At 59.1% G+C, this 20,725-nt stretch carries 20 protein-coding genes and 2 pseudogenes; 8 read left to right on the forward strand and 14 right to left on the reverse strand.

Annotation, left to right across the window (positions count from 1 at the left end):
* Window positions 1-198, reverse strand: a pseudogene (locus EV561_RS29765) (DNA polymerase IV); the annotation flags it as partial.
* A 210-nt stretch (window positions 199-408) separates the two neighbouring features.
* Here EV561_RS29765 and EV561_RS29770 point away from each other — a divergent pair.
* The gene (locus EV561_RS29770) at window positions 409-762 is read left to right on the forward strand and encodes a hypothetical protein (RefSeq protein WP_132527313.1); all 354 of its coding nucleotides are present in this window, start codon (window positions 409-411) and stop codon (window positions 760-762) included.
* Window positions 763-934: 172 nt separating this feature from the next.
* Here EV561_RS29770 and EV561_RS29775 read toward each other — a convergent pair.
* Window positions 935-1,417, reverse strand: a pseudogene (locus EV561_RS29775) (SDR family NAD(P)-dependent oxidoreductase); the annotation flags it as partial.
* Window positions 1,418-1,691: 274 nt separating this feature from the next.
* On the opposite strand from EV561_RS29775, the gene EV561_RS29780 reads away from it, so the two are divergent.
* The gene (locus EV561_RS29780; RefSeq protein ID WP_132527317.1) at window positions 1,692-3,095 is read left to right on the forward strand and encodes an ATP-binding protein; all 1,404 of its coding nucleotides are present in this window, start codon (window positions 1,692-1,694) and stop codon (window positions 3,093-3,095) included.
* A 323-nt stretch (window positions 3,096-3,418) separates the two neighbouring features.
* Here EV561_RS29780 and EV561_RS29790 read toward each other — a convergent pair whose 3' ends face one another.
* The 5 genes from EV561_RS29790 to EV561_RS29815 form a co-directional block, all read right to left on the reverse strand.
* On the reverse strand, window positions 3,419-3,853 hold the full coding sequence (locus tag EV561_RS29790) for a response regulator (RefSeq protein WP_245513057.1): 435 nt from the start codon (window positions 3,851-3,853) through the stop codon (window positions 3,419-3,421).
* A gap of 246 nt (window positions 3,854-4,099) precedes the next feature.
* Window positions 4,100-5,218 carry a metallophosphoesterase gene (locus EV561_RS29795; RefSeq protein ID WP_132527319.1) on the reverse strand — a complete coding sequence of 373 codons (1,119 nt, stop codon included), beginning with the start codon at window positions 5,216-5,218 and terminating at the stop codon, window positions 4,100-4,102.
* Window positions 5,219-5,480: 262 nt separating this feature from the next.
* Window positions 5,481-6,020, reverse strand: coding sequence for an MOSC domain-containing protein (locus tag EV561_RS29800; RefSeq protein ID WP_132527321.1), 540 nt, complete (start codon window positions 6,018-6,020; stop codon window positions 5,481-5,483).
* 517 nt (window positions 6,021-6,537) lie between these two features.
* Window positions 6,538-7,137: an NADPH-dependent F420 reductase gene (locus EV561_RS29810; RefSeq protein ID WP_132527323.1), complete on the reverse strand. Its 600-nt coding sequence runs from the start codon at window positions 7,135-7,137 to the stop codon at window positions 6,538-6,540.
* Window positions 7,138-7,202: 65 nt separating this feature from the next.
* Window positions 7,203-7,937, reverse strand: a complete 735-nt coding sequence (locus EV561_RS29815) for an SDR family oxidoreductase (protein WP_132527325.1) — start codon at window positions 7,935-7,937, stop codon at window positions 7,203-7,205.
* Between the two features lie 231 nt (window positions 7,938-8,168).
* On the opposite strand from EV561_RS29815, the gene EV561_RS29820 reads away from it, so the two are divergent.
* Window positions 8,169-9,116 (forward strand): LysR family transcriptional regulator, encoded by a 948-nt coding sequence (locus EV561_RS29820; RefSeq protein ID WP_132527327.1) that lies wholly within the window; start codon window positions 8,169-8,171, stop codon window positions 9,114-9,116.
* Between the two features lie 55 nt (window positions 9,117-9,171).
* Here the strand turns inward: EV561_RS29820 and EV561_RS29825 are convergent, their stop codons facing one another.
* The 3 genes from EV561_RS29825 to EV561_RS29835 all read right to left on the reverse strand — a co-directional run bounded on the left by EV561_RS29825 (window position 9,172) and on the right by EV561_RS29835 (window position 11,131).
* The gene (locus tag EV561_RS29825) at window positions 9,172-9,963 is read right to left on the reverse strand and encodes an SDR family oxidoreductase (protein WP_132527329.1); all 792 of its coding nucleotides are present in this window, start codon (window positions 9,961-9,963) and stop codon (window positions 9,172-9,174) included.
* Window positions 9,964-10,028: 65 nt separating this feature from the next.
* Window positions 10,029-10,415, reverse strand: coding sequence for a VOC family protein (locus EV561_RS29830; RefSeq protein ID WP_132527331.1), 387 nt, complete (start codon window positions 10,413-10,415; stop codon window positions 10,029-10,031).
* 5 nt (window positions 10,416-10,420) lie between these two features.
* Window positions 10,421-11,131, reverse strand: a complete 711-nt coding sequence (locus tag EV561_RS29835) for an SDR family oxidoreductase (RefSeq protein WP_132527333.1) — start codon at window positions 11,129-11,131, stop codon at window positions 10,421-10,423.
* 121 nt (window positions 11,132-11,252) lie between these two features.
* On the opposite strand from EV561_RS29835, the gene EV561_RS29840 reads away from it, so the two are divergent.
* On the forward strand, window positions 11,253-12,143 hold the full coding sequence (locus EV561_RS29840) for a LysR family transcriptional regulator (protein WP_132527335.1): 891 nt from the start codon (window positions 11,253-11,255) through the stop codon (window positions 12,141-12,143).
* Window positions 12,144-12,242: 99 nt separating this feature from the next.
* Here the strand turns inward: EV561_RS29840 and EV561_RS29845 are convergent, their stop codons facing one another.
* Both EV561_RS29845 and EV561_RS29850 read right to left on the reverse strand, forming a co-directional pair.
* Window positions 12,243-12,770 carry a cytochrome P460 family protein gene (locus tag EV561_RS29845; protein ID WP_132527337.1) on the reverse strand — a complete coding sequence of 176 codons (528 nt, stop codon included), beginning with the start codon at window positions 12,768-12,770 and terminating at the stop codon, window positions 12,243-12,245.
* Between the two features lie 249 nt (window positions 12,771-13,019).
* Complete coding sequence (locus tag EV561_RS29850) at window positions 13,020-13,937, reverse strand: AraC family transcriptional regulator (RefSeq protein WP_207910615.1); 918 nt, start codon at window positions 13,935-13,937, stop codon at window positions 13,020-13,022.
* A 69-nt stretch (window positions 13,938-14,006) separates the two neighbouring features.
* Here EV561_RS29850 and EV561_RS29855 point away from each other — a divergent pair, with 69 nt between their 5' ends.
* The 4 genes from EV561_RS29855 to EV561_RS29870 all read left to right on the forward strand — a co-directional run bounded on the left by EV561_RS29855 (window position 14,007) and on the right by EV561_RS29870 (window position 19,264).
* Complete coding sequence (locus tag EV561_RS29855) at window positions 14,007-14,747, forward strand: SDR family oxidoreductase (RefSeq protein WP_207910620.1); 741 nt, start codon at window positions 14,007-14,009, stop codon at window positions 14,745-14,747.
* 609 nt (window positions 14,748-15,356) lie between these two features.
* Window positions 15,357-16,736, forward strand: coding sequence for an MFS transporter (locus EV561_RS29860; protein ID WP_245513059.1), 1,380 nt, complete (start codon window positions 15,357-15,359; stop codon window positions 16,734-16,736).
* A 561-nt stretch (window positions 16,737-17,297) separates the two neighbouring features.
* Window positions 17,298-17,708, forward strand: a complete 411-nt coding sequence (locus tag EV561_RS29865; RefSeq protein ID WP_207910616.1) for a winged helix-turn-helix domain-containing protein — start codon at window positions 17,298-17,300, stop codon at window positions 17,706-17,708.
* A 1,124-nt stretch (window positions 17,709-18,832) separates the two neighbouring features.
* Window positions 18,833-19,264 (forward strand): VanZ family protein, encoded by a 432-nt coding sequence (locus EV561_RS29870; protein WP_132527341.1) that lies wholly within the window; start codon window positions 18,833-18,835, stop codon window positions 19,262-19,264.
* Window positions 19,265-19,429: 165 nt separating this feature from the next.
* Here EV561_RS29870 and EV561_RS29875 read toward each other — a convergent pair whose 3' ends face one another.
* Window positions 19,430-19,798 (reverse strand): NUDIX hydrolase, encoded by a 369-nt coding sequence (locus EV561_RS29875; protein ID WP_165927956.1) that lies wholly within the window; start codon window positions 19,796-19,798, stop codon window positions 19,430-19,432.
* 315 nt (window positions 19,799-20,113) lie between these two features.
* Window positions 20,114-20,668, reverse strand: coding sequence for a LysR substrate-binding domain-containing protein (locus EV561_RS29880; RefSeq protein WP_207910617.1), 555 nt, complete (start codon window positions 20,666-20,668; stop codon window positions 20,114-20,116).
* Window positions 20,669-20,725 lie beyond the last annotated feature (57 nt).

A 20,725-nucleotide genomic window follows, 5' to 3' on the forward strand; every position in this document is an offset into this window, starting at 1 on the left:
CTTGACGGGGAGGGCTGCCACGAATGCCGGGCCATTCTTCGGCGTGATGACGGCCTGGCCATTCGGCTTGTTCAGGTCGCTCGCCATCTTCGCCAGGAACTTGTTGTAGGAAATCCCTGCGGAAGCATTGAGCCCGGTTCCTGCCTTGATTTTCGCCCGGATCTCTTCGGCGATCTCGGTCGCGACCGCCATTCCCTTGTCGGCTGTTGGCGCGCTAGGCGGGCGCCAAGCGATGACAGCGTGATGCGACAGGAGCCCTCCGATCGCGGCAGATCACTGGCGATATATTTGCCGCGATCAGACGTGAAGAGAAGTGAATAGAAGCGGTGCAATGTGGCAGGCGGATGCCCGAATTGATGCACAGATACACAGGGTGGCTACACACAGTCACTTTAAAGGAAAACTACCATGTCCATGCTTCGTAAGATCACTGCAACGAGTCTGATTACTCTGTCGCTTGCAGTCACTTCTATCGCAACGGTGACACCTGCATTGGCCCAAGGCGGCCACGGCGGAGGTCACGGTGGGGGCCATGACGGAGACGAGCATCGGGGAGGAGCTGCCATGAGCAGCCAGATGAGCAGAGAGGCAAGTCGCGGCGGCGGGTTTGCTGGCCGAGACCACTTTTCCGGCCGGTTCCGCGACGATGGACCTTTATCCTCCGGCGACGATGAAAACTATCTCTACAATCAATGCCAATCGCAATGGAGCCACGACTACAACCGCCTCGGTAATCCAGTCAGGCCGGACGTATGCTCCTGATCAATGAGGAGCAAAGGCCGTCATAGAATGATCGATGAGTGGCGCGAGCCGAAAAGCCGCGCTGCGAGTTTAGTTTCTTGAAGGCTATTGCATTCTCTAGGAGGGCACCGTCCGCAGCGTGCTTGACGTGCGGCTGCGGACGCGAGCATCATTCACATTGCGGCCCGTAGGCGACAAATGCTTTCGAAGCTCCGTAAACGCCATTGAACATCCCCGAAGCCAAAGCCAGCGCCGACGCTAGGTTGATGATCGTACCGCGCTGGCGGCCAACAAAAGCCGGGACCGCGGCATAGACCAGGCGGGTCAACGCGATGACGTTGATTTCGATCATGCGCTCCATGTTGTCGACGTTGGCCCTCAGTAGCGGCTCGACGGAGCCGACGCCCGAATTGTTGACAAGCATGGTGATCGTAGCGTCGTTCTTGAGTATAGCCTCAACGCGACGGAGGTCCTCGGTGTTACCCAAGTCCGCTTGAACCGTCGTGACCGCGCGGCCGGTCGTTTCCGTGATGGACTGGGCGACAGTGGCCCGGGCTTCCTTCCCCCTGGCCACCAGGACGAGATCAAACCCCCGTCGTGCGAGCCTGTCGGCGTAGAGCGCCCCGAGACCGGAGGACGCACCTGTGATCAACGCTGTCCCATTTGCAGAAGTCATTGCACAAACTCCTTGGTTTCGGTGTGCCTACGACGGCGGCCATCATTGTCTTGTTTCAGACGAGCTTGATGGTGACGCCGATGTTCCCGCGTGTCGCCTTCGAATAGGCTTATACCGTCGATTGATGATCCTTAGCCTGCGGAAAAAATCGGCAATCTGGAGAAGGCCATCGAGAACCCGTAACGCGCAGGACTTGACAGAAGGAATCGCCACTAGATAATCACGATTAAGGTAATCACGATTAAGGTAATCACCGTTACCAAAAGGAGGACGTATGCAGTTTCTAGGGCGCGAGCGCGAACTCAAGCTGGTGCGGACCGAATTGGACTTACAACGACCTTCCCTCATCATCGTATTTGGCCGACGGCGGATCGGCAAATCGCGGTTCCTTCGGGAGGCCGCCAAGAATCGCCCGGAAATCTATTTTCAGGCGACCCGCGTCTCATCACTTTTGAACCTGGAGCAGTTCAAATCCGATGTCGGAAAGGCAATCGGATCAAAGCCACAGCTCGAAGCCCTGTCAAGCTGGGAGGGTGTACTGCACTATGTTGCCGAGCGTGCCGTCGAGCATCCGGGATTGATCGTCACGATCGACGAATTTCCCTATCTGCTTGATAACGAGCCAGCGCTGCCATCAATCGTGCAGAAGTTTTGGGATTCCGGCGCGCTTGGTGATGGGGCGATGAAACTGATCCTTTGCGGCTCTGCCATTTCTCAAATGGAAGACCTGTTGGCGGAACGGAACCCGCTTTACGGGCGAAAAACCATGTCGCTCGATATGAAGGCCTTGCCCCTTGTCGATGTCGCCAAGTTTTTCCCGGAGTATATGGCCGACGACATTATCAGAACCTATGCGATTTTCGGCGGCGTTCCCTATTATCTTCAGCTTTGCGACGCTCAGGAACCGCTCCGCAACAACGTCATCAAACTCTTGCTCACGGAGACAGGCACGCTGATCGACGAACCGAACACGCTGCTTCAGACCGAACTCAGAGAGCCGTCCTTTTACTCAAGCGTCGTTGCGGCTGTATCTGACGGCTGCAACACCAAGTCGGAGATCGCAAACCGACTGGGTGTCAAAGCGGACGGTATTGGACCGTACCTGGCAAAACTACTCGCGCTTGATTTGATCGATAATTCGAAATCGCTGGATGCCGACGAAAAGGGCCGAAATCGCCGCTATCGCGTTGCAGACAGCCTGATGTCCTTCTGGCATCGCTTCGTGCGACCAAACCTGAGCGCGATCAGCAGCGGGTTTGGCGAGGATGTTTACGACCGCGTCGTGGAGCCTCGGTTCGCCGAATATATGGGAATTGCGTTCGAACCGATCGGCCTTCAATTTGCAAGGCTTCATCTGCAGGAGGTCCTTGCGGTGCCGACGCAGGAGGTTGGCCAAATCTGGGGTCACGCCGATTTCGACATCGATGTCGCGGGGCGATTATTGGATGGTGCATTTTTCTATGGCGAATGCAAATGGCGATCGTGCGTGATCGACCTTGGCCACGTCCGATTGTTGCGGGAGCGATCCGAGAGAACGACTTACGGGGAAGGAGCGACGGGCAAGCACTACCTGTTTTTCAGCAGAAGCGGTTTTTCAAGCGATGTCGAGAGTTTGGCGAAAGAAGACGACCGGCTGCATCTGATAACCCCCGAAACACTGGTAAAGCCGCGCCTGTAGAGGCGACAACGTGGGCGCATCGCCACTCCTAATGCGTCGCCTGACGCAACTCCTGAACAGGCGACAAAGGGATTTTGAGAAAGCCTATCTGCGACAAAATGAAGACGATGTTACGATCAACAAATCTCCCAAAGAGGCGTCCACATATGAACCCCTCGGGCTGGACCACGGGACACGGGAAAACTGATACGCTCTGTGGGCCCCAATCGGAGAAGGCTCATGAAGTCCCGAGGAGCCTATCGACGGCACTCAACGCCATCCAAGCTGCAGCTTTGCCAGGACATACGAAATGGCGTCATCGGACGAAGTGATGCCCAGCGCACTTATGGCGTCTCGGCCAACCTCATCCAGTTGTGACTGACACAGTTCGATCGCGGCGAACTAAATGACGAAGAAGCGACGGCTGAACTGACGGCATCCAGAAGTGCCATCGTATCGATCGGTTTCGTGAGAAAGTCCAAAGCGCCACCCTTCAGACCCCTGACGGTCATCGGGATATCTCCGAAGCCCGAGACGAATATGATCGGCATCCGACTTCTGCTCGTCGTGATCATGCCCTGCAGGTCAAGGCCGTTCACTCCGGGCATGTTGACGTCGAGGAGGAGACAACAGGGGGATGTCAGGACGGCCGCAGCGAGGAAGGACTGTGCGGACTCGAACAGGATCGGCCGCCAGCCAGCAGATCGGATCACGAGTTCAAGCGTTTCCCTGACAGACAAGTCGTCGTCGACCGCGAAGACAGTCGTCCGCGTCTGCACCAGTTACAGTCGAGATCATCCGGTAGATGCGCTCCTCTCCTAAGAAGGGGCCAGCTCGTCCAACCTAAGAAATCATATCACAGTACGTTGCTGACGACATGACACCACGTTCGTTTTACAGATGCCCACCGTGCGTCGATTTGCGTGAAACTCCATTGTACGATGGTATCGGATGCAAATTCTGGATGACGTTAGGACGGCCCAGGATGCTGCATCCATCACGGCCTTCGAGAATTCCGGACGGCTTCATGTTTTTACCCGCAACGTGAAGACCGTGAGTTCCGAAGGCCTGCCCAGACGAAGTGCAAAACCAGGCCACAACGCCGTTCCGTTGTTGACGTAAAGCTGCATCCCATCGACGTCATACCAACCGGACACGAAGCCGTCGTTTGCACGCGCAACCAGACGATCGAGGCCGATGACCATGCCGCCATGGGTGTGGCCCGAGAGCTGAAGCGCGATTCCCACCGTTGCCCTCTGCCGTGCCATCCGTGGCTGATGATCGAGGAGTATGACAGGGGCTCCGTCCGGCGCTCCCTTCAAGGCCTTGGCGATATCAGGTGCGGGAAATTTGCTCCTAACCGCTGCGTGATCGGTCACTCCGGCGATGACAATCTGTGCACCGCCGCGCTCGATAACCGCATGTGCATTCGTCAGCATGCCAATTCCGAGGCCAGCGTCGTGTTTCATCCAGGCATCGTAGTCGAAGAGGTATTCATGATTACCGGGGATCGCATATACGCCATCTCGCGCCCGCAGTTCGGCAAGCGGGGCGACGTCTTCGCGACGGCTCTCCAAGCCGCCGTCGATGAAGTCCCCGGTAATGGCGATGAGATCGACCTCGAGCGCGTTCGACCTTACGACGACGGCTCGCGCCCACCACGCGGGAAACAGCCGACTGAGGTGAAGGTCCGTCAGCTGCAGCAGGCGATATCCATCGAACTCGGTGGGTAAGCCAGAAATACCGATCTCGACGTTCTTTACTGGAGGCACTCGAATAGCCTGGATGACGCCCGACGCCGAGATGGCGAGCGCCGCCGTTCCAATCGCATACCGTACCTCCGGTGGGATGGTCGGAAAGCGTCCGACGCCCAGCATGACAACAAGCGAGAAGACATCAAGAGCGATCTGGAAGATCGCGAGAAGGACGGTCGTACCGAATAGCAGGTTGAACAGGATGATGAGCGGGCGCGGATATTCCGGCGCGAAGACCGAGCCCGAAGATATTCTGTTGATCACGAGATGCTGGGACGCGACGAGAAGGAGGCTCGCGATCAGGATCTTGAGTGAAAGGAGCCAAGGAAGAACGGCGAGGAAGCGTGTCACGACAACCAACCAGGGAAGTCCGAGGATCAAATAGAACATGCAATAGGCCTGGGATGATCGCGCAACGGCGAGATGGCGGGCGCGTCGACGCGGTGGCCTTGCCGGCGCAGAAGCAAGATGGCGATCCGCACTCAGCCGCGCAAGTCCTTCGTCAGATCGATCGCGTACTGTGTTTTTCTGATCGGAGCGAGACACAGCAGCGACGAAAGCCGGATAAGATGCCCGAAGCTGTCGTCTTCGTTTTCAGGAGAGCCATGAGGGCTGCGGCGATTAAGAAGGCCCGCCCCCTCGGATCATCGCGTCACACTGCCTCTAGCTTTCGGTGCGGCGTCTCGGGAAACTCGACATCGATCCTATCGCCAGGATGTATTTCGCCACCTTCAAGAACAACGGACATCACACCGGCTTTCCTGATCAGATTGCCGTCTTCGTCGTGGTCTAGGACGGCGGACATCAGTCCTTTTTGGAACCTGTCGATCTGGCTGCAAGGATTGCGCAGACCTGTAATCTTGAGGCGCACCTGCTGTCCGATCCTCAGAACTGTGTCCGTCGGAAGATCGAGAAGCGCGACGCCGGAGGTCAGGATGTTCTCGCCCAAATCTCCCGCCTTCACAAAGAACCCCTTTGCTGTCAGTTCCTCGAACAGCTCGGAATGTATGAGGTGGACCTGTCTCAAGTTTGGTTGGGTCGGATCGCGGGCGACGCGAGAGCGATGTTTTACCGTGACGCCGGCATGGGCGTCTCCATCGACACCCATCCCTTCGACGATGGAGATGCTGTCGACGACGGTCTTTGAAAACTCGTGAGACGATCGACGGGCGACGGAAACGACAGATGGCATTCACTTCTCCGGGACGGTCGGTGGCAGGGCGGGGTGCTTTCGACTTGTTTATAACACAATGACTCCCTATATGATTGTCATCGGCATTGCTGGTGAGCGCTGGAATAAACTGTTGCTCGCAGTGCTGGCGTCGCTTCTTGCTTTTGACCACGGATGTACTGGCAGGGGTGTAAAGCGACGGTGAGGAAGGTCGGTGCGATTTCGCCCCGGCCTTTTTTGTTTGTTTCCGAATGAATGGCCTCGGATTGGAACCGGCGCCCAACTGTATTGCTCAGGCGCTCCGAGCCTGTTCCCGATGCCGACCTTCGACGAACGATCTTGGCGCAGAAAAGCCGGAAGGTCCTTCGGGTTGCGGCTGGTCGCGAGACCCTTGTCGGTGACCACCTCCTTGCAGACCCGGTTTCTGCCGGTGTTGCAGACGTCGATTGAGATGGTCTCCATCGGTTTGTGCCCGGTTCAGTCGGACACAAACTACTCCACGAGCCGGGATCGCCTCGCAATTTGTGATCGAGGTACATCAGTCGAACTTGACCAGGTCCTGGAAGATCAGTTGACCCCAGCTCTTGCCGCGTGCCTGCACCAGCAGTCCACCTTCCGACAATCCGCCAAGCTTGACCGGCGCGAAGCCGAGCTTTTCCGCAAGCGCGCCGATCTGCTCCGCGGCGCCGTCATCGTCGCTGGCGAGGAACACGACTCTCCTCCCGCCATGCGCGGCGGAATGCTTGGCAAGAGCCGCCGCGCCCAGATGGTTGAACCCCTTGACCAGTCTGGCACCAGTGAAAGCCTGCGCGACCATCTTTGAGGAAGGCTGGTCTCCCAGTTCCTGCGGCGGCACGCCATACGCATTGGTCACGTCGACGATTGTTTTTCGATGCCAGTCGGGCAGCGCCTTGGCGACGTCCGGATGCGCTTCGAATCGAACGGCCAGGAAGATGACGTCCGCCTTGACCGCGTCCGCCAACGTCTTGGGAATGATCGTGGGTCCGATCGCGGCTGCATCCGATGCGAAGCTTTCCGGGTCGCGGGTCGTTGCGACGGATACCTCTATGCCGCTCCGCGCGAACGCCTTGGCCAAGGCCTGGCCGATATTGCCGAAGCCGATAATTGCATAGGTCATCATAGTTCTCCTTAAGTTTGCCTGACGGCGCTCCGAACTAGGATGGAGCGCGTGGCCGGTAGGCCTCAGAGTTGGGCCAGGCCGCCGTCGACGGCGACTTCGCTGGCAGTCATGAAGCTGCTGTCGTCCGACGCAAGAAAGACGGCGACCGCTCCAATTTCCGCGGGATCGGCCATTCGCTGGAGCGGGGTCATCGAAGCGAAGACCTTCTGGCCTTCCTCGCCGAGTGCTTCTTTCGCGAGTTCGGTTGCCGTCGCCCCCGGCGACAGCACGTTCACCCGGATGCCGGTGCCCTTCAGGTCTTCCGCCCAGGTGCGAGCGAAATTGCGCACGGCCGCCTTGCTGGCGCTGTAGGCCGTCATTCCCGGAGCGCCGGTGGTTCCCGCGCTAGATCCGGTGAGGATGATGGAACCGCCCGGACCCATCAGCGGCAGCGCCTTCTGGACCGTGAAGATCACGCCCTTCACATTGGTATCGAAGGTTTCGTCAATGTGCGCGGCGGTGATCTTGCCGAGCGCGAGCTGGCTTCCCGCCCCGGCATTGGCGAAGACGACGTCGAGCGTTCCGCGCTCGGCCTTCACCGCTGCATATAGCCGGTCGAGGTCGGCCTCGTCGGAAACCGATCCCTTCACCGCACGGGCATTGGGTCCAAGTTCGGCAACGGCGGCGTCGAGGACTTCCTGCCGACGGCCGAAGATGAAAACGAAGGCGCCTTCATCGATAAAGCGTTTTGCCGCCGCACGACCGATGCCGGTCGCCCCGCCGGTGATTACGGCGGTCTTTCCATTGAGTCTGGTCATGTCATTCACCCTTGGTTGAGTTTCGGAGACCTCAACATAGGTCGACCGGTCCCTGCCTATGAGTGTGCAAGCACGCACATCGGTGGTGCATAATAAGTCCGGAAGCGCCACTGATGTCGGCAATGACGATCGGTATGTTTGCCGTCGGATGCTATGACGGCCGCACGCTTTGCCGTATGATAGCTGAGACACGAGGTTTGAAAGGCGCACCGGGCGGTGCCGGATTGCACCATGATCGACTGGGATGACATTCGTTACTTTCTCGCCGTGGCGCGCGAAGGATCAGTGCGGGCCGCCGCCGAGGGCCTTGGAGTTTACCATTCCACCGTGCTGCGACGCGTCGCGCAGCTCGAGGAGCGCTTGGGCGCGCAGATGTTTGAAAAGCTGCCTTCGGGCTATCGCCTGACGTCCGCGGGTGAGGAGGTCCTTGAGCTTGCCAACCAGATGGAAGCGTCGTCGCATCAGTTGGAAACGCGCCTCCTCGGTCGCGACCAGAGCGTGCGCGGCCTTCTGCGGGTGACCTTGGCCCCGGCCCTCGCAACGCACCTGCTGATGCCGGACTTCGCCGAATTCGCACGGCTGCATCCCGATATCGAGATGGACGTTCTGTCGTCCGGCGAGCTAGTCAATCTGACCAACCGGGAGGCAGACGTCGCGATACGCGTGGTCTACGACCGCAAGACGCTGCCGCTCAATCTTCACGGTTTGAAAGGACCTGAGGTGTTCGGAGGCGTCTACATTTCCCGAGACCGACTATCTGCGCGGCGTGGAGGCGCATCTGATCCCGTCCGTTGGATTGTGATCAGCAGTCATGGGGTTCCGGACTGGGCAAGTGAGGGCGAGGTTCGCACCACCGAGGTGCCGTTCAGGGTCACGGACGCCGAGGCTCAGATCGTCGCCGTCCGACAGGGACTGGGGATCACGACGCTGCCCTGTTTTGTTGGAGATGCCGACCCGCTGCTGACGAGGGTGCCAGGCACTGACCTGCACATATACGGAACGCTCTTTCTTCTCACCCAAGGGGAGACGCGCAAGACGAAGCGGGTGCGTGCCTTCACGGAGTTCCTATCCCGCAGGCTCGCCGGCTATGCCCCGCTTTTCACGGGGCATAGCCAGGAAAGGTTCGGGGCCGAACCCAGCGGCAACAATGATGGCGACGTCACCGTTCTTGAAAGGTAGCCTTCCAGTGATCGAATGACGCCGCCGGGTCGGGGACTAAAGGCGGGAGATCAAGTCAGAGCGTGTCGATCAGGCCTCCGTCCACCCGCATCGACGCGCCGGTCGTTGCGGACGCAAGAGGCGAGGCGAGGTAAGTCACGAGATTGGCGATTTCCTCCACGCTGGCGGCCCGTTGTATGAGCGAACTGCTGCGGTGTTTCTTGACGAAGTCCGCCGCGACCTCCTCGATTGGCTTTCCCGTCTTCGCGCGCTCGTCGGCGAGCATCGCTTCGACGCCTTCGGACAGCGTGGGGCCTGGGAGAACGGAGTTCACGGTGACGCCGGTTCCAGCCATGCGCTTCGCAAGGCCGCGAGCAACCGCGATGTCGGCAGTCTTGCTGACGCCATAGTGGATCATCTCGACCGGAATGTTGAAGCCGGATTCCGACGCGATGAAGATGACTCGGCCCCAGTCGCGTTTCTGCATGCCGGGAAGGTAGGCGCGCGAAAGCCTGACGGCGGACATGACGTTCACCTGCCAGTGGCGGTCCCATACTTCATCGTCAGCATCGAAGAAATCGAGCGGCTGGAAGATGCCCGCGTTGTTGATGAGGATGTCCACGTGGGGAACTTTGGCGACAAGAGCGTCACATCCTTCAGCGGTCGCGAGATCGGCCGCGACGGCGGTTACGGTGCCCTTTGCTCCTTCGCCTTTCAGGCGTTCGGCGGCCTTCACGGTCTTCTCGTCTGATCGGCCGTTGACGACAACGTGTGCACCCGCCCTGGCGAGCTGGCGGACGATCGCGTAGCCGATGCCTTCCGTGGATCCAGTAACGAGTGCGGTCTTGCCTATGAGGTCGATTTGCATTTTCTGCTCCTATGGGGTTTGGATTACAAAACTTATGAAGATTGACAATCGGTCGCTGCGGTCCATCACCGCCGGGCGGCGGCCCGCTCCGACGCTTCACGGAACACGAGTTCAATCAAGATCTGGCCGGGCGTCCTGACGAACAGGCGCCGCTCGCCTAGATCGGGCAGGTCCATCGTCGAATAAGGGGTTTCGTTTTTGTCGAGGCGAGCCCGGAGTTCATCGTAACCGTCCAGCCGGAAGCCGATATGATCGATGACCTCGGCGCTGCGTCCGACGGGCGCCCCACCGCCGGGGATGAGATGGACGATCGGTTGGTCACCTTCATAGAGCCAGTAGCCCGGAAAGCCGAATGAGGGACGGTACCCGACCGTCAGACCGAGCAGGTCTTGGAGGAACTGTCTGGTACCTTCCAGATCGGCGGTCCGCAACGTCACGTGATCGAGGTTCATGGCCTTCACCCGATCACGCCACCGCCATCGACCCGGACAGTCGACCCGGTGGCGAAGGGCGTGGTCATGAGGAAGAGCACTGCGTTGGCGATATCCGAGGGCTGACCAATAGTCTTGGCCGGCAAGTTGGCAGCAACGCGCTCGAACATGGCGTTTCGGCTGGCATCCTCCATCTTCGCCCAGAGGGGCGTGTCAATCAGGCCCGGGGAAACCGCATTGACCCTGATGGGCGAGAGTTCGAGCGCCAGCCCGCGGCCCAGGGATTCAAGAGCGGCATTGATCGCGCCCTGAAGGACTGAGGAACCGGATGGACGTTCGCTCAGGAAGCCGGAGATGAAGGTAAGCGAACCTCTCTCGGTAAAGCGGGCTGCCCTGGCGACCCGGTAGGCGCCCCAGAACTTGCTCTCCATCGCCCGCCTTGCATCGTCGAGAGAGAGCTTGCGAACCGGTCCGCTGGGCGTCTGTGCGGCAGAGATCACGACGTGATCCCAGGCATCGTGCCCGGCAAAGAAAGAATCGACTGCGCTTTCGTCGCCGGTGTCGAGGACCGCCGTTTCGACGTCGCCGAGGGACGACGCAGCTTCAGCGAGCTTCTGTTTTGAACGGGAGGCGATCGTCACCTTTGCGCCGGCTTCGAGAGCCTGCTTTGCGACTGCATAACCTATCCCGGAACTGCCGCCGACGACGAGGACGCGTTGATTGGTCAAGGATGTCATTTTGGTCTCCTGTTTGACGGGGAACCGTCGTGTTGAGTTCGATGTCCCAGAACATAAGGCATGACAGCAGTCGCAAGAATGGCTGTTGTCGGCGAGTGTCTCTTGCGATATCAGCAAGAGTATGAGCGACAACTTCCTAGACATGCTTGTTTTCGTAAGGGTGGCGGACGCGGGAAGTCTTTCCAGTGCCGCACGAGAGCTCAACTTCTCCCTGACTGTCGTCAGTCGCAAGCTGTCGCGGCTCGAAGAGCGGTTGGGCGTCCGTCTGATGAACCGCACGACGAGGTCACTGACCTTGACCGAGGAGGGCACGCGCTTCTACGAGCGCTGCGTCCGCATCCTTGCTGAAATCGAGGACGCCGAGACGGAGGTCACGAGCGGCCGGGATACCGCCAGCGGCACACTGAAAGTGACTGCCACCTTCGCCTTCGGAATGCGGTGGCTTGCGCCGCTGCTAGGCGAATTTCAGCGCGCTCATCCCGGTCTGCATGTGCGTCTCGACACGGACGACGGCGTCGCGAACATCGTCGACGCCGGGTACGATCTGGCGATCCGGTTCGGTGCGCTTGCCGACTCCAGCCTCGTCGCGCGGCAGCTTGCACCCAACAGGCGGGTTATCTGCGCGGCGCCCGCCTACCTTGACATCCGCGGCCGGCCCAGTTCGCTCGAGGACCTTCTGCAGCACGACGTCGTATCTTTCGGCGACCCTCCGAACACGCATTGGGTGTTTGCGGATGGCCGCTCCGTCAACCTTCGCGGCAACCTCAGCACCAACAACGGCGAGCTTGGCCACCGCTGGGCGTTGCAGGGAGCGGGCCTCATCCTGAAGTCCATCTGGGACGTTCAGGACGACGTCGCTGCCGGAAGGCTGGAAGTCGTACTTCCGGCGCACAGGCTGCCCGCCGCGCCGATACACGCGGTTTTTCCTCACAGTCGGCTGGCGGCGGCAAAAGTTCGCCTTTGCGTGGACTTCCTCGCCGCGCGGCTAAGGAAGGCGTCGCCGGAACTGTGACGGGTACCTGGGAGGGCCGGGTCACATCCGTAATCTCGAAATTCATGCCGCCGATGTGCATTTGGTGCGCCAAGAGCCCGGAAGCCAGGCGGCCGATACTCACGGAGAGTAATGGCTAAACACGAAGTCCTTCGAGCGGTCGAGTTTTGTGTGGCACGCAAAACAGGATTTTATGAGCGGCTCGCTCTGGTTGGCGATGCCGTTCTCGAACTGGCCATATCCCCACCCACCAGTGTCGGCGTACTTCTTCGAATCCTTCACGCTGATCTGCACATTCGTCGGGTCGCCCGCCACGAAGGACTGCGGCGCCGGAAACACGGCGTCGTTTTCGGGAGACGACTTGTAGACATACGCCAGGCGGGCAATCACCGATCCATCGGGGAAGGGCCGCGACCCCTCGCGGAATGCCTTCACGGCAATGTCGTTTCCGAGGATCGCTCGAATGTCATTGTTCTTTCCCGCTTCGTGGGCGACCGTGATCACCTGCCAATCACGATATCCTTCTGGAAGACTGACGCCGTAAATCGGCGAGGCATTGTCAGTAGCGGCGACGACAGCAACGACGAAAGGTAGACAGATCGCGGCAACACCTAACGGCAGCGCCCGCTTGGCAATGTACTTTCGCATTTCAGTCTCCTTGTAAGAAAACCATATCGATCATCTCCGCTCCACTTACATCCGCGTTTGGGGTTCACCTACTGCCCATGAAGTTGCCGTTTAACGTGCTGATCTGACCGCAGACGATATTCTGGATTCGTTTGATTGCGGGCCAGACGCGAGGAAGTGCGAAGCATCGTGGCATAGTACCCCATCGAAAAACTAAGCCCTAATGAAACGCTGCGATTGCTTCCAAACCATCGCGGTCGTCCGGGATGGTCATGCGTCCGAGCGCGGCGTGCGGCCGAAGGTCCGTTTGAAGGCATGGCAGAACGCGCTTTGCGAACTGTAGCCGACATCCGCCGCTGTCATCGCGACGGACTGGCCCATGTCCAGCTTCCTTTGCGCAAGAACCATGCGCCAGCGGGTCAGGTAGTCGAGCGGCGGACGGCCCACGCGATCGACGAATCTCTGGGTGAAGGCCGAGCGCGACATTCCGACCTCCGATGAGAGCATCGGAACCGTCCACCGTCGCGCGACATCGCCGTGCAACAATCTGAGCGCCGGACCGACTTTCGGGTCGGAGAGTGCGGTTATCCAGCCGATGTTCGTGGCGGGACCGGTGGCAACAAAGGCGCGGACCGCCACGACGATCAGGACTTCTGCCAAATGCTCGGCGACCAGCGAACTACCCAGATTCCTGCCGCTGACTTCATTCCTCAAGGACTTGAGGGTGCTTGCAACAATCTCCGCGGTCGGAGAGGTTCGGTCGACGCGCAGGAAGGTCGGTAGGGCGTCCAGCACGAAGGAGGCGCTGCCATCGGCAAACCCGCTTCCACCGCCGATCATTGCTGTCTCGTCCGCCGCTCCAAGGCGCACGATATCTCGTCCCGGCGCGGCGTAGAGAGGCATGCCGTCTGCCGGGTCAATCTCCGGACTGCTTGCGACGGTGTAATGCGTGTTGTTGATGAGAACGACGTCGCCTTCTGTGATCTCGTCCGGCGGGCGGTTCGGCAGCAGGAGCCAGCATCGCCCCCGAGTGACTGCGACAAATTTTAGCCGCGCCCGTCCATCGAAAGAAAGTGCCCAGTCCCCCGCGGCTTCGAGGGCGGTTCCGCGGACGCTGCGCGCGCCGAGCGCAACAAGAACTTGAGAAAACGGATCGGAGTTTGTTTCGGCGGATCGCGACAAAGACATGACCAATCGAGCATAGATCATCCTGTCCATGCCGCATAGGCTAGATTTCCCAACTAAAACATGGAGCCCATTGTGACCATAGAAAACAAGATTGTTGTAGTCACCGGCGCCGGGCGCGGCATCGGCCACGCGACCGCTCTCCATCTCGCCAAGCGCGGCGCATATGTCGTCCTCGGGGCTCGCAGTGAAGCAGAGATCGCCGCCTTGGCGGCGGATATCGAGACGACGGGCGGTCAAGCCATCTGGCGTGCGACCGACGTCACCCGGCGTGCCGACCTCGATGCGCTGGTCGATCTAGCGTGCACACGTTTCGGTCGGCTCGATGTCATAGTCAACAATGCGGGCATCGGGCCGATTTCGCGCTTCGACGCCCTTCAGGTCAACGACTGGGACGCCATGATCGACGTCAACCTGAAGGGCGCGCTTTACGGGATTGCCGCAGCACTTCCGGTATTCGGTCGCCAGGACCGAGGCCATGTTGTCAACGTCATCTCGACCGCCGGCATCAAGATCGTCCCGACGATGGGTGTCTATGCGGCGACCAAAAATGCGCTGCGTACCGCTACCGAAGCGCTGCGCCAGGAGTCCGGCCGCAATCTTCGCGTCACGGAAGTGTCGCCCGGTTTCGTCGACACCACCTTTGCAGACTCCACGATCAAGGTTCCCGAGATCCGAGCTGCAATTCGAAAGCGAAAGGAAGAACTCGCGATTTCGCCGGATGCGATTGCAAGAGCGATTGCTTTCGCGATCGAGCAGCCCGACGACATCGAAATCGGCAGCATCGTGGTCCGCCCGACCGCACAGGACTGACCATAGATTGCCAACGAGGATGGGCTGGCAAATCAGAACCGATCCCTCACCACCTCTGGACCTTCGAGGTTGTTTGAACAGAGGTCGAAGAGATGGTGAGGATGGTATTGCTCGGCTTGGCCTGGGCATTTGGCGGCATTGGTGGGCGCCGGATCTTCGGGACTATCGGAGTTCCTCTTCGTGGAAATGTGGGAGTATTTGTTGCTCAATGCTGGCAGGTGCAGGAAGTTTAGGCTCGACAACTACCAAGCGAGAAACGGTCGAACAAGAAGAAGGCCGCCATTGACAGCTGGCGGTCTTCAATGTGGTCACAGGAACATCGGATTGCGCGTCAAGCAGCGCCCCGCCGCGCGGCCTTGTCAGCCGCCTTCCGATCCGATCCACACTTCTCGATGATTTCCTTGCGAGCACTGCCTGAACATGCGTTTGGACAGCGCTTTGTCACCAACAGCGAGCAGCGTCCGGCCCGCCTCCTTGCTAACAAGAACGTGATGAGGGCGGACTGGCATTCAAACCAACCTCATGTCATGGGTCGCCTAAATCTCCCATCCGAATACACCGCGCCAGATGATTGAACTCTCTTCAGCGACTGGTGATTGAGCTCTGATTGTGTCCGAAACAAATGTAGCCGCCACCAAGCCCCAGATCTCTGACATCAGTCTGTCGCGACGAGACCGTCTGGCGATGGCCGCGCTTATGTTCTCGATCGCGTTGGCCGTTCTCGATACGGCGATTGCGAATACTGCGCTGCCTTCGATAGCGGCAGGTCTGAATACGACGCCAGCCGCCTCGGTGTGGATCATCAACGCCTACCAGCTTGCCGCGGTCGCCACATTGCTTCCGTTCGCAGCACTCGGGAGCGTTGCCGGCCACCGTCGCGTCTACCTTCTCGGATTGATTCTTTTCACCTTCGCGTCGGCGGCATGCAGCTTTTCCGGATCTCTCGAGACACTAACGGCGTCAAGGATCCTGCAAGGCATCGGCGCAAGTGCCATCATGAGCGTGAACACGGCGCTGATCGCCATGATCTACCCGAGCAAGATCCTTGGACGAGGATTGGGTCTCAATGCCCTGGTGGTTGGCATCGGTTTTGCGGTTGGTCCAACGCTCGCCTCCGTCGTCCTCTCCTTCGGGCCATGGCCATGGCTGTTTGCGATCAACGTGCCGATCGGCGTGCTTGCGTTGGCTTTCGCCTTTTCGAACTTGCCAAAATCTGACACGTCGGGGCACAAATTCGACGCCACAGCAGCTATACTCACAGCGATAGCCTTTGCCGCCCTCATCTTTGGACTGGGGGAAGCGGCGCAATCTGCGTCGCCCTATCGAACTGTCCCGGCGCTGGCCATTTTCCTGATCGTGACCACAGTGCTCGTCAGATATGAAGCCAATAGTGCTGCGCCAATGTTGCCGATCGATCTGTTGAAGCGACCAATGTTCGCTCTATCCGCGCTGACCGCGTTCTGCGCCTTCGCAGCCCAGGGACTGGCATTCGTTTCCTTGCCATTTTATCTCGAACATTCCCTGGGGATGAGTGAAACGACAACCGGGTTCGTGATGACACCTTGGTCGGCTGTCGTTGCAATCATGGCACCTATCGCTGGCCGCCTATGCGATCGGTATCCCTCGGGAATTCTTGGCGGGATTGGTCTTGCGTGTCTGGCTGCTGGCATGGCGCTCCTGTCGATCGCCCCAGCAGGCGCGAGCCTGGGAATGATCGAGATCTGCATGGTGGTGTGTGGCGCCGGTTTCGGGTTCTTCCAGTCGCCAAATCAGAAAGCGCTTATGTCTAGTGCCCCGAAAACAAGAAGCGGCGGCGCAAGCGGGGTCATTGCAACGGCCAGACTGATCGGCCAAGCAACTGGCGCTGCCCTTGTCGCCTTCAGCTTCGGCATCGCCGGTGAACACGGACCGACATTGGCCCTGCTGCTCGGCGCCGTCTTTGCAGCGGTGGGATGCGTGGCAAGCGCGAGTCGGCTGCTGACACGGTGACCGCGATTTAACTGGCGGATGACAAGGCTGGTGGTCGGACCAAACACCTTGCTCAAGGCGAAGGGAGATACGAATTGCCGTTCTCTCTTTCTCGCTGACATCGTTCTGATCTATTCGGGTTCCTCCTGATCGGCGGGGGCACTCGTCGGGCTGCCGACAACGGCGCCGACCGGGGGCGGCCGCGCCCCTCCTTTTGACTACCTGAGATCACCGACGATCCTGGTACGATGAAGCATCATTTCCTTTCCGCTGCCAGGCCTGCAGACCGCGGGGGGCTTGTCACTTGGAGTTGCTGCACACGTGAACGAGGAACTGAAGAATGCAGCCGCAAAATTCAGAAACCAGCGTCGGGTTTGAATAGTGCGATTGGACGGGCGGCGGTCTGCGTGCCATCGCCTTGATTGAAGAACCGCAGATGGCGGATCTGCCAAGGTATAGCCCCACGCGCTGACCCCATATGGGTAGGGCATGACGTACAAATGTAATATGCTGAAGAGGCTTTACAATTCGCGCGGTTTGCATCTCTTTACCCAAGACAGGTAGGTCCAAACGGGTATCACAATGTCGAGCGCCGACTTTCTGCTTTCCGAACGACAACAAAAACTACTGAGAGCGTTATTCTTACACGGTGAGGGCCAATTCTCTGTTTCCGACCTCATCCGGATCGCCGGGCCTCGCAACGGCGCGACCCAGAGGATTCTCGACAGCTTCGAGAAAGCCGGTGTCGTCACGAGGGAGCCGAGGGGAAACCAGAGACTTTACAGCGTGAACAAGAAGTATCCTTTCTACCCTGAACTGCGTTCGATCTGCCTCAAGACCTTCGGCCTGGCTGACGTGATCTCCGATGAGTTGATGAAATTCGCGCCCAACATCCAGACCGCCTTCGTTTTCGGCTCCATCGCAAGGGGGAGGAGCGGGCGGACAGCGATATCGACCTCATGGTTGTGGGGGACGTGGATTGCTTCGAATTAGGCGAAGTCGTCGAGAACCTCAAGGGCGCACTGGGACGCGACATCCACCTCAATCTATACACGCCGGCCGAATGGGACGACTTGCAGTCCGACCGCGTGACCCGAGCGATCAAGAGTGAACCTCGCATCATGGTGGCGGGGGCACGAAGTACCCGCACCAGGCGCTCATCGAAATCGCTGGAGCCGAGCGAAGGCTGGCATAAAGGTCTCGGTTGGCATCCTGAGGTGGGCCGAGCGGTTTTCAGCATTGTTGCTGTTGTAGAAGCGGACCGAAGACCGTGTTCACGTCCAACCAAACAACCTACCGGAGACAATTGATTGGATTTGTCCAGCCAATCGGTCGCCCAGCTCGCGACCCTCGGAATCTCTGATATTCCACAGGATGGTGGATCCGACGAGCACCAATGATCTCGGCGAAATCGAATTTTGCAGCAAGCTGCTGCAATTTGGACTGCGGTCGCGCGACTATCTTGTCGGAATCGTCGCATAGTACTCAAAGCGATCCAGAAATCGGGAATTCGATGGGGATCCGGTCGATGTTCCGTTGCTCGACGAACCGCCTAGACCGTTTCCGCCGTACGGCCGGAGCAAAATCCATGCGGCAAGTCCAACGAGGAACAGCGCAGCGAATACCAAGGCCCATCCAGAGCGCGCTTTTCCGCTTCGGGCGCCGCGTCGTCCCTGCCCTTCGTATTGCGTTTTCTTGTTTGATGACCCGAATGGATCCCCTGGTGGTCCGCTCATAATGGTACTCCGCGCGATAGGTCTGGAACCTGCTGCGCGATTGCTTGTTCCACCTGCCGGGCCTTGATATCGCGCAGAGTATCGTTCAAGATATAGCCGGCTCAGGCCGCGTTCACTGCTATGCCGCCCACGATGATGGTGACGTTCGAGACGTTCACCTGCCATGTCTCAAACTTCACTGGCATGTTTGATTCCTCGGTAGCCACCCGCTGCCCTTTTCTGTATGCCATCATGCCAGCTGTTGAGCCCGCAGCGCTTTCATCGTATTTGGTGAAACAGCGATAAGAAAGAAAAGGCCCCGGAAATGGTGCGAGAAGCGGCCGTTAAGGCTACTCCCAATTCGCAATAGCGCTGCACTGCACAATCGCATATTACAGAAGGATGAAACATCCTCGTTCCCGACCTGCGGCCTGGCTTCTGCTTGCCTTCATTATTTTCGCTACTGTTTGCCCAATCAGCGTGCGTCCGCATGACTATCTTCCTGTGGAAGTCGATCGAGCATTGGCGTTCTTCCTGATGACGGGCGCCTTTGTCGTGGCCTATCCCAATCGCTGGCTCTCTGTGACACCGATGTGCATAGCCGGTGCCTTCGGCATCGAAGCGCTTCAATTCTTGTCGGAAACCAGACATCCTGAGCTGGCGGACGCAATGGTGAAGGCAGTAGGCGCTGCTTTGGGTGCGTCGCTCGGAATTGCTTTCAATGCAGTCCGACGCCGTGCCTTAGGATGGCGACAGACCGCACCCTCCCCCGCGGCGGAGTCAGCTATCGCGTCATTGGTCATCTTGAAGATCATTTCGAGAGTACTAAAGTAACGAATCTCACTTTCTTTCCGTCCATTGCCCCGCGTTCCTGAAGATGCGGGGGTTCTTTTTGCAGATCCATGACAGCAGAAACCCGGTCCGACGAAATCAGAGAGGCCTTCCTGGATGTTCTCCGACGGCTTGGCGTCCGCTAGAGCTTTTGACCTTACGGAGATGTCATTGGCGCAGCTTGCTCTTGCGTTCGTGAAGCAGTCGAAGCAGCCCCTTCAGTTCCGGTTCGTCAACTTTGACGGCAGCCTCAAAGCAAAAGCACCATAGAAGTTCTCGCTGGCCCTGCTCCCGATCGTGATCCAATGGCTTTTCAAACTTCAGCAGATGGACCTGGACCACACAAGGCACGTTCTCGCCGTCGCTGAGGCATTTGAGATAGGTGAAATATCCGAATGCCTTCTTCGATACCTTACCGCAAACGCCGGCCTCTTCACGCGCCTCTTGCTCGGCGACTTGATGGGCGGATTTGCCCTCCATGGGCCAGCCTTTCGGGATTGCCCAGCGGCGTGACTCTCGGGTCGTGATCAGAAGCACCTCAAGCGCGCTGGAGCGCCGTCTTTTATGTGGATGATCTCGACAGCTTCAATACCTGGTTCGCGGCCAATGGCGCGGACATCCTTCACCCGCCACAGGCAACACCCCTCGGGCGAAACATGACCGTTCGAAATCCCGATGGGTCGGTCGCAGAGTATTTTGAGGCCGCTGGCGCAAACATCAACAGATCATCGGACCGTTAGGTCCGCCTGCTCGATGCGACACCGGAACTGCGGCGACATTGCTCGGCGACTGCGCGCCACCGGCCCCTTGCCGGATCGGTCGAACACCCGTTGCGCCCGGTTGGCGTCGCGATCAGCGCGTCGCCCTAATGACGTTAATGAATGCCCTCAGACTTGGCGGCACGTGCCGATGTCCGGGATAATAGAGGAACAGGCCAGGGTAGGCGGGTGACCCGTCCTCAAGCATCGCCTTGAGACGACTGTCGGCAAGATAGGGTGCTGCAACCCGCTGCGGAATGAAGGCGATACCCGCGCCAGCCAGCGCTGCTTGAGCCATCAGCTCCGTCCTGTTGAGAATGAGTTGGCCGGGCACGTCGATCGACAGCGCGTGACCGTCTCGCTCAAACTCCCAGCGATAGGGCCGTCCGTTCGGCGTCCGGGAGCGCACGCAACGATGGTCGGCAAGGCCTTCCGGCGTTTGCGGCGGCTCGCGGCCATCGAGATAGGCCGGAGACGCAACGGTGAGCATCCGCGACTCGCCTCCGAACCGGACCGCAACCATGTCGCGAGGCACGGCCTCGCCGAGACGCACACCGGCGTCAAAGCCCTGGGCGACGATGTCGGCGAACGCCGGATCAGCCACCAGATCGAGCGTAACGTCTGGATATTGCTGAAGAAACCGTGGCACGATGTCAGCAGGAACATCGATGCGGTCGCCGACGCCGTGAGCCGAAGCGTTCCTTTC

Source organism: Rhizobium sp. BK376 (genome assembly GCF_004341625.1).
GTDB lineage: Bacteria > Pseudomonadota > Alphaproteobacteria > Rhizobiales > Rhizobiaceae > Rhizobium.

Coding starts and splice junctions, on each gene's coding strand:
- EV561_RS29770 (WP_132527313.1), top strand. CDS start 409: ATGTCCATGCTTCGTAAGATCACTGCAACGAGTCTGATTACTCTGTCG.
- EV561_RS29780 (WP_132527317.1), top strand. CDS start 1,692: ATGCAGTTTCTAGGGCGCGAGCGCGAACTCAAGCTGGTGCGGACCGAA.
- EV561_RS29795 (WP_132527319.1), bottom strand. CDS start 5,218: ATGTTCTATTTGATCCTCGGACTTCCCTGGTTGGTTGTCGTGACACGC.
- EV561_RS29800 (WP_132527321.1), bottom strand. CDS start 6,020: ATGCCATCTGTCGTTTCCGTCGCCCGTCGATCGTCTCACGAGTTTTCA.
- EV561_RS29810 (WP_132527323.1), bottom strand. CDS start 7,137: ATGACCTATGCAATTATCGGCTTCGGCAATATCGGCCAGGCCTTGGCC.
- EV561_RS29815 (WP_132527325.1), bottom strand. CDS start 7,937: ATGACCAGACTCAATGGAAAGACCGCCGTAATCACCGGCGGGGCGACC.
- EV561_RS29820 (WP_132527327.1), top strand. CDS start 8,169: ATGATCGACTGGGATGACATTCGTTACTTTCTCGCCGTGGCGCGCGAA.
- EV561_RS29825 (WP_132527329.1), bottom strand. CDS start 9,963: ATGCAAATCGACCTCATAGGCAAGACCGCACTCGTTACTGGATCCACG.
- EV561_RS29830 (WP_132527331.1), bottom strand. CDS start 10,415: ATGAACCTCGATCACGTGACGTTGCGGACCGCCGATCTGGAAGGTACC.
- EV561_RS29835 (WP_132527333.1), bottom strand. CDS start 11,131: ATGACATCCTTGACCAATCAACGCGTCCTCGTCGTCGGCGGCAGTTCC.
- EV561_RS29840 (WP_132527335.1), top strand. CDS start 11,253: ATGAGCGACAACTTCCTAGACATGCTTGTTTTCGTAAGGGTGGCGGAC.
- EV561_RS29845 (WP_132527337.1), bottom strand. CDS start 12,770: ATGCGAAAGTACATTGCCAAGCGGGCGCTGCCGTTAGGTGTTGCCGCG.
- EV561_RS29850 (WP_207910615.1), bottom strand. CDS start 13,937: ATGTCTTTGTCGCGATCCGCCGAAACAAACTCCGATCCGTTTTCTCAA.
- EV561_RS29865 (WP_207910616.1), top strand. CDS start 17,298: ATGTCGAGCGCCGACTTTCTGCTTTCCGAACGACAACAAAAACTACTG.
- EV561_RS29870 (WP_132527341.1), top strand. CDS start 18,833: ATGAAACATCCTCGTTCCCGACCTGCGGCCTGGCTTCTGCTTGCCTTC.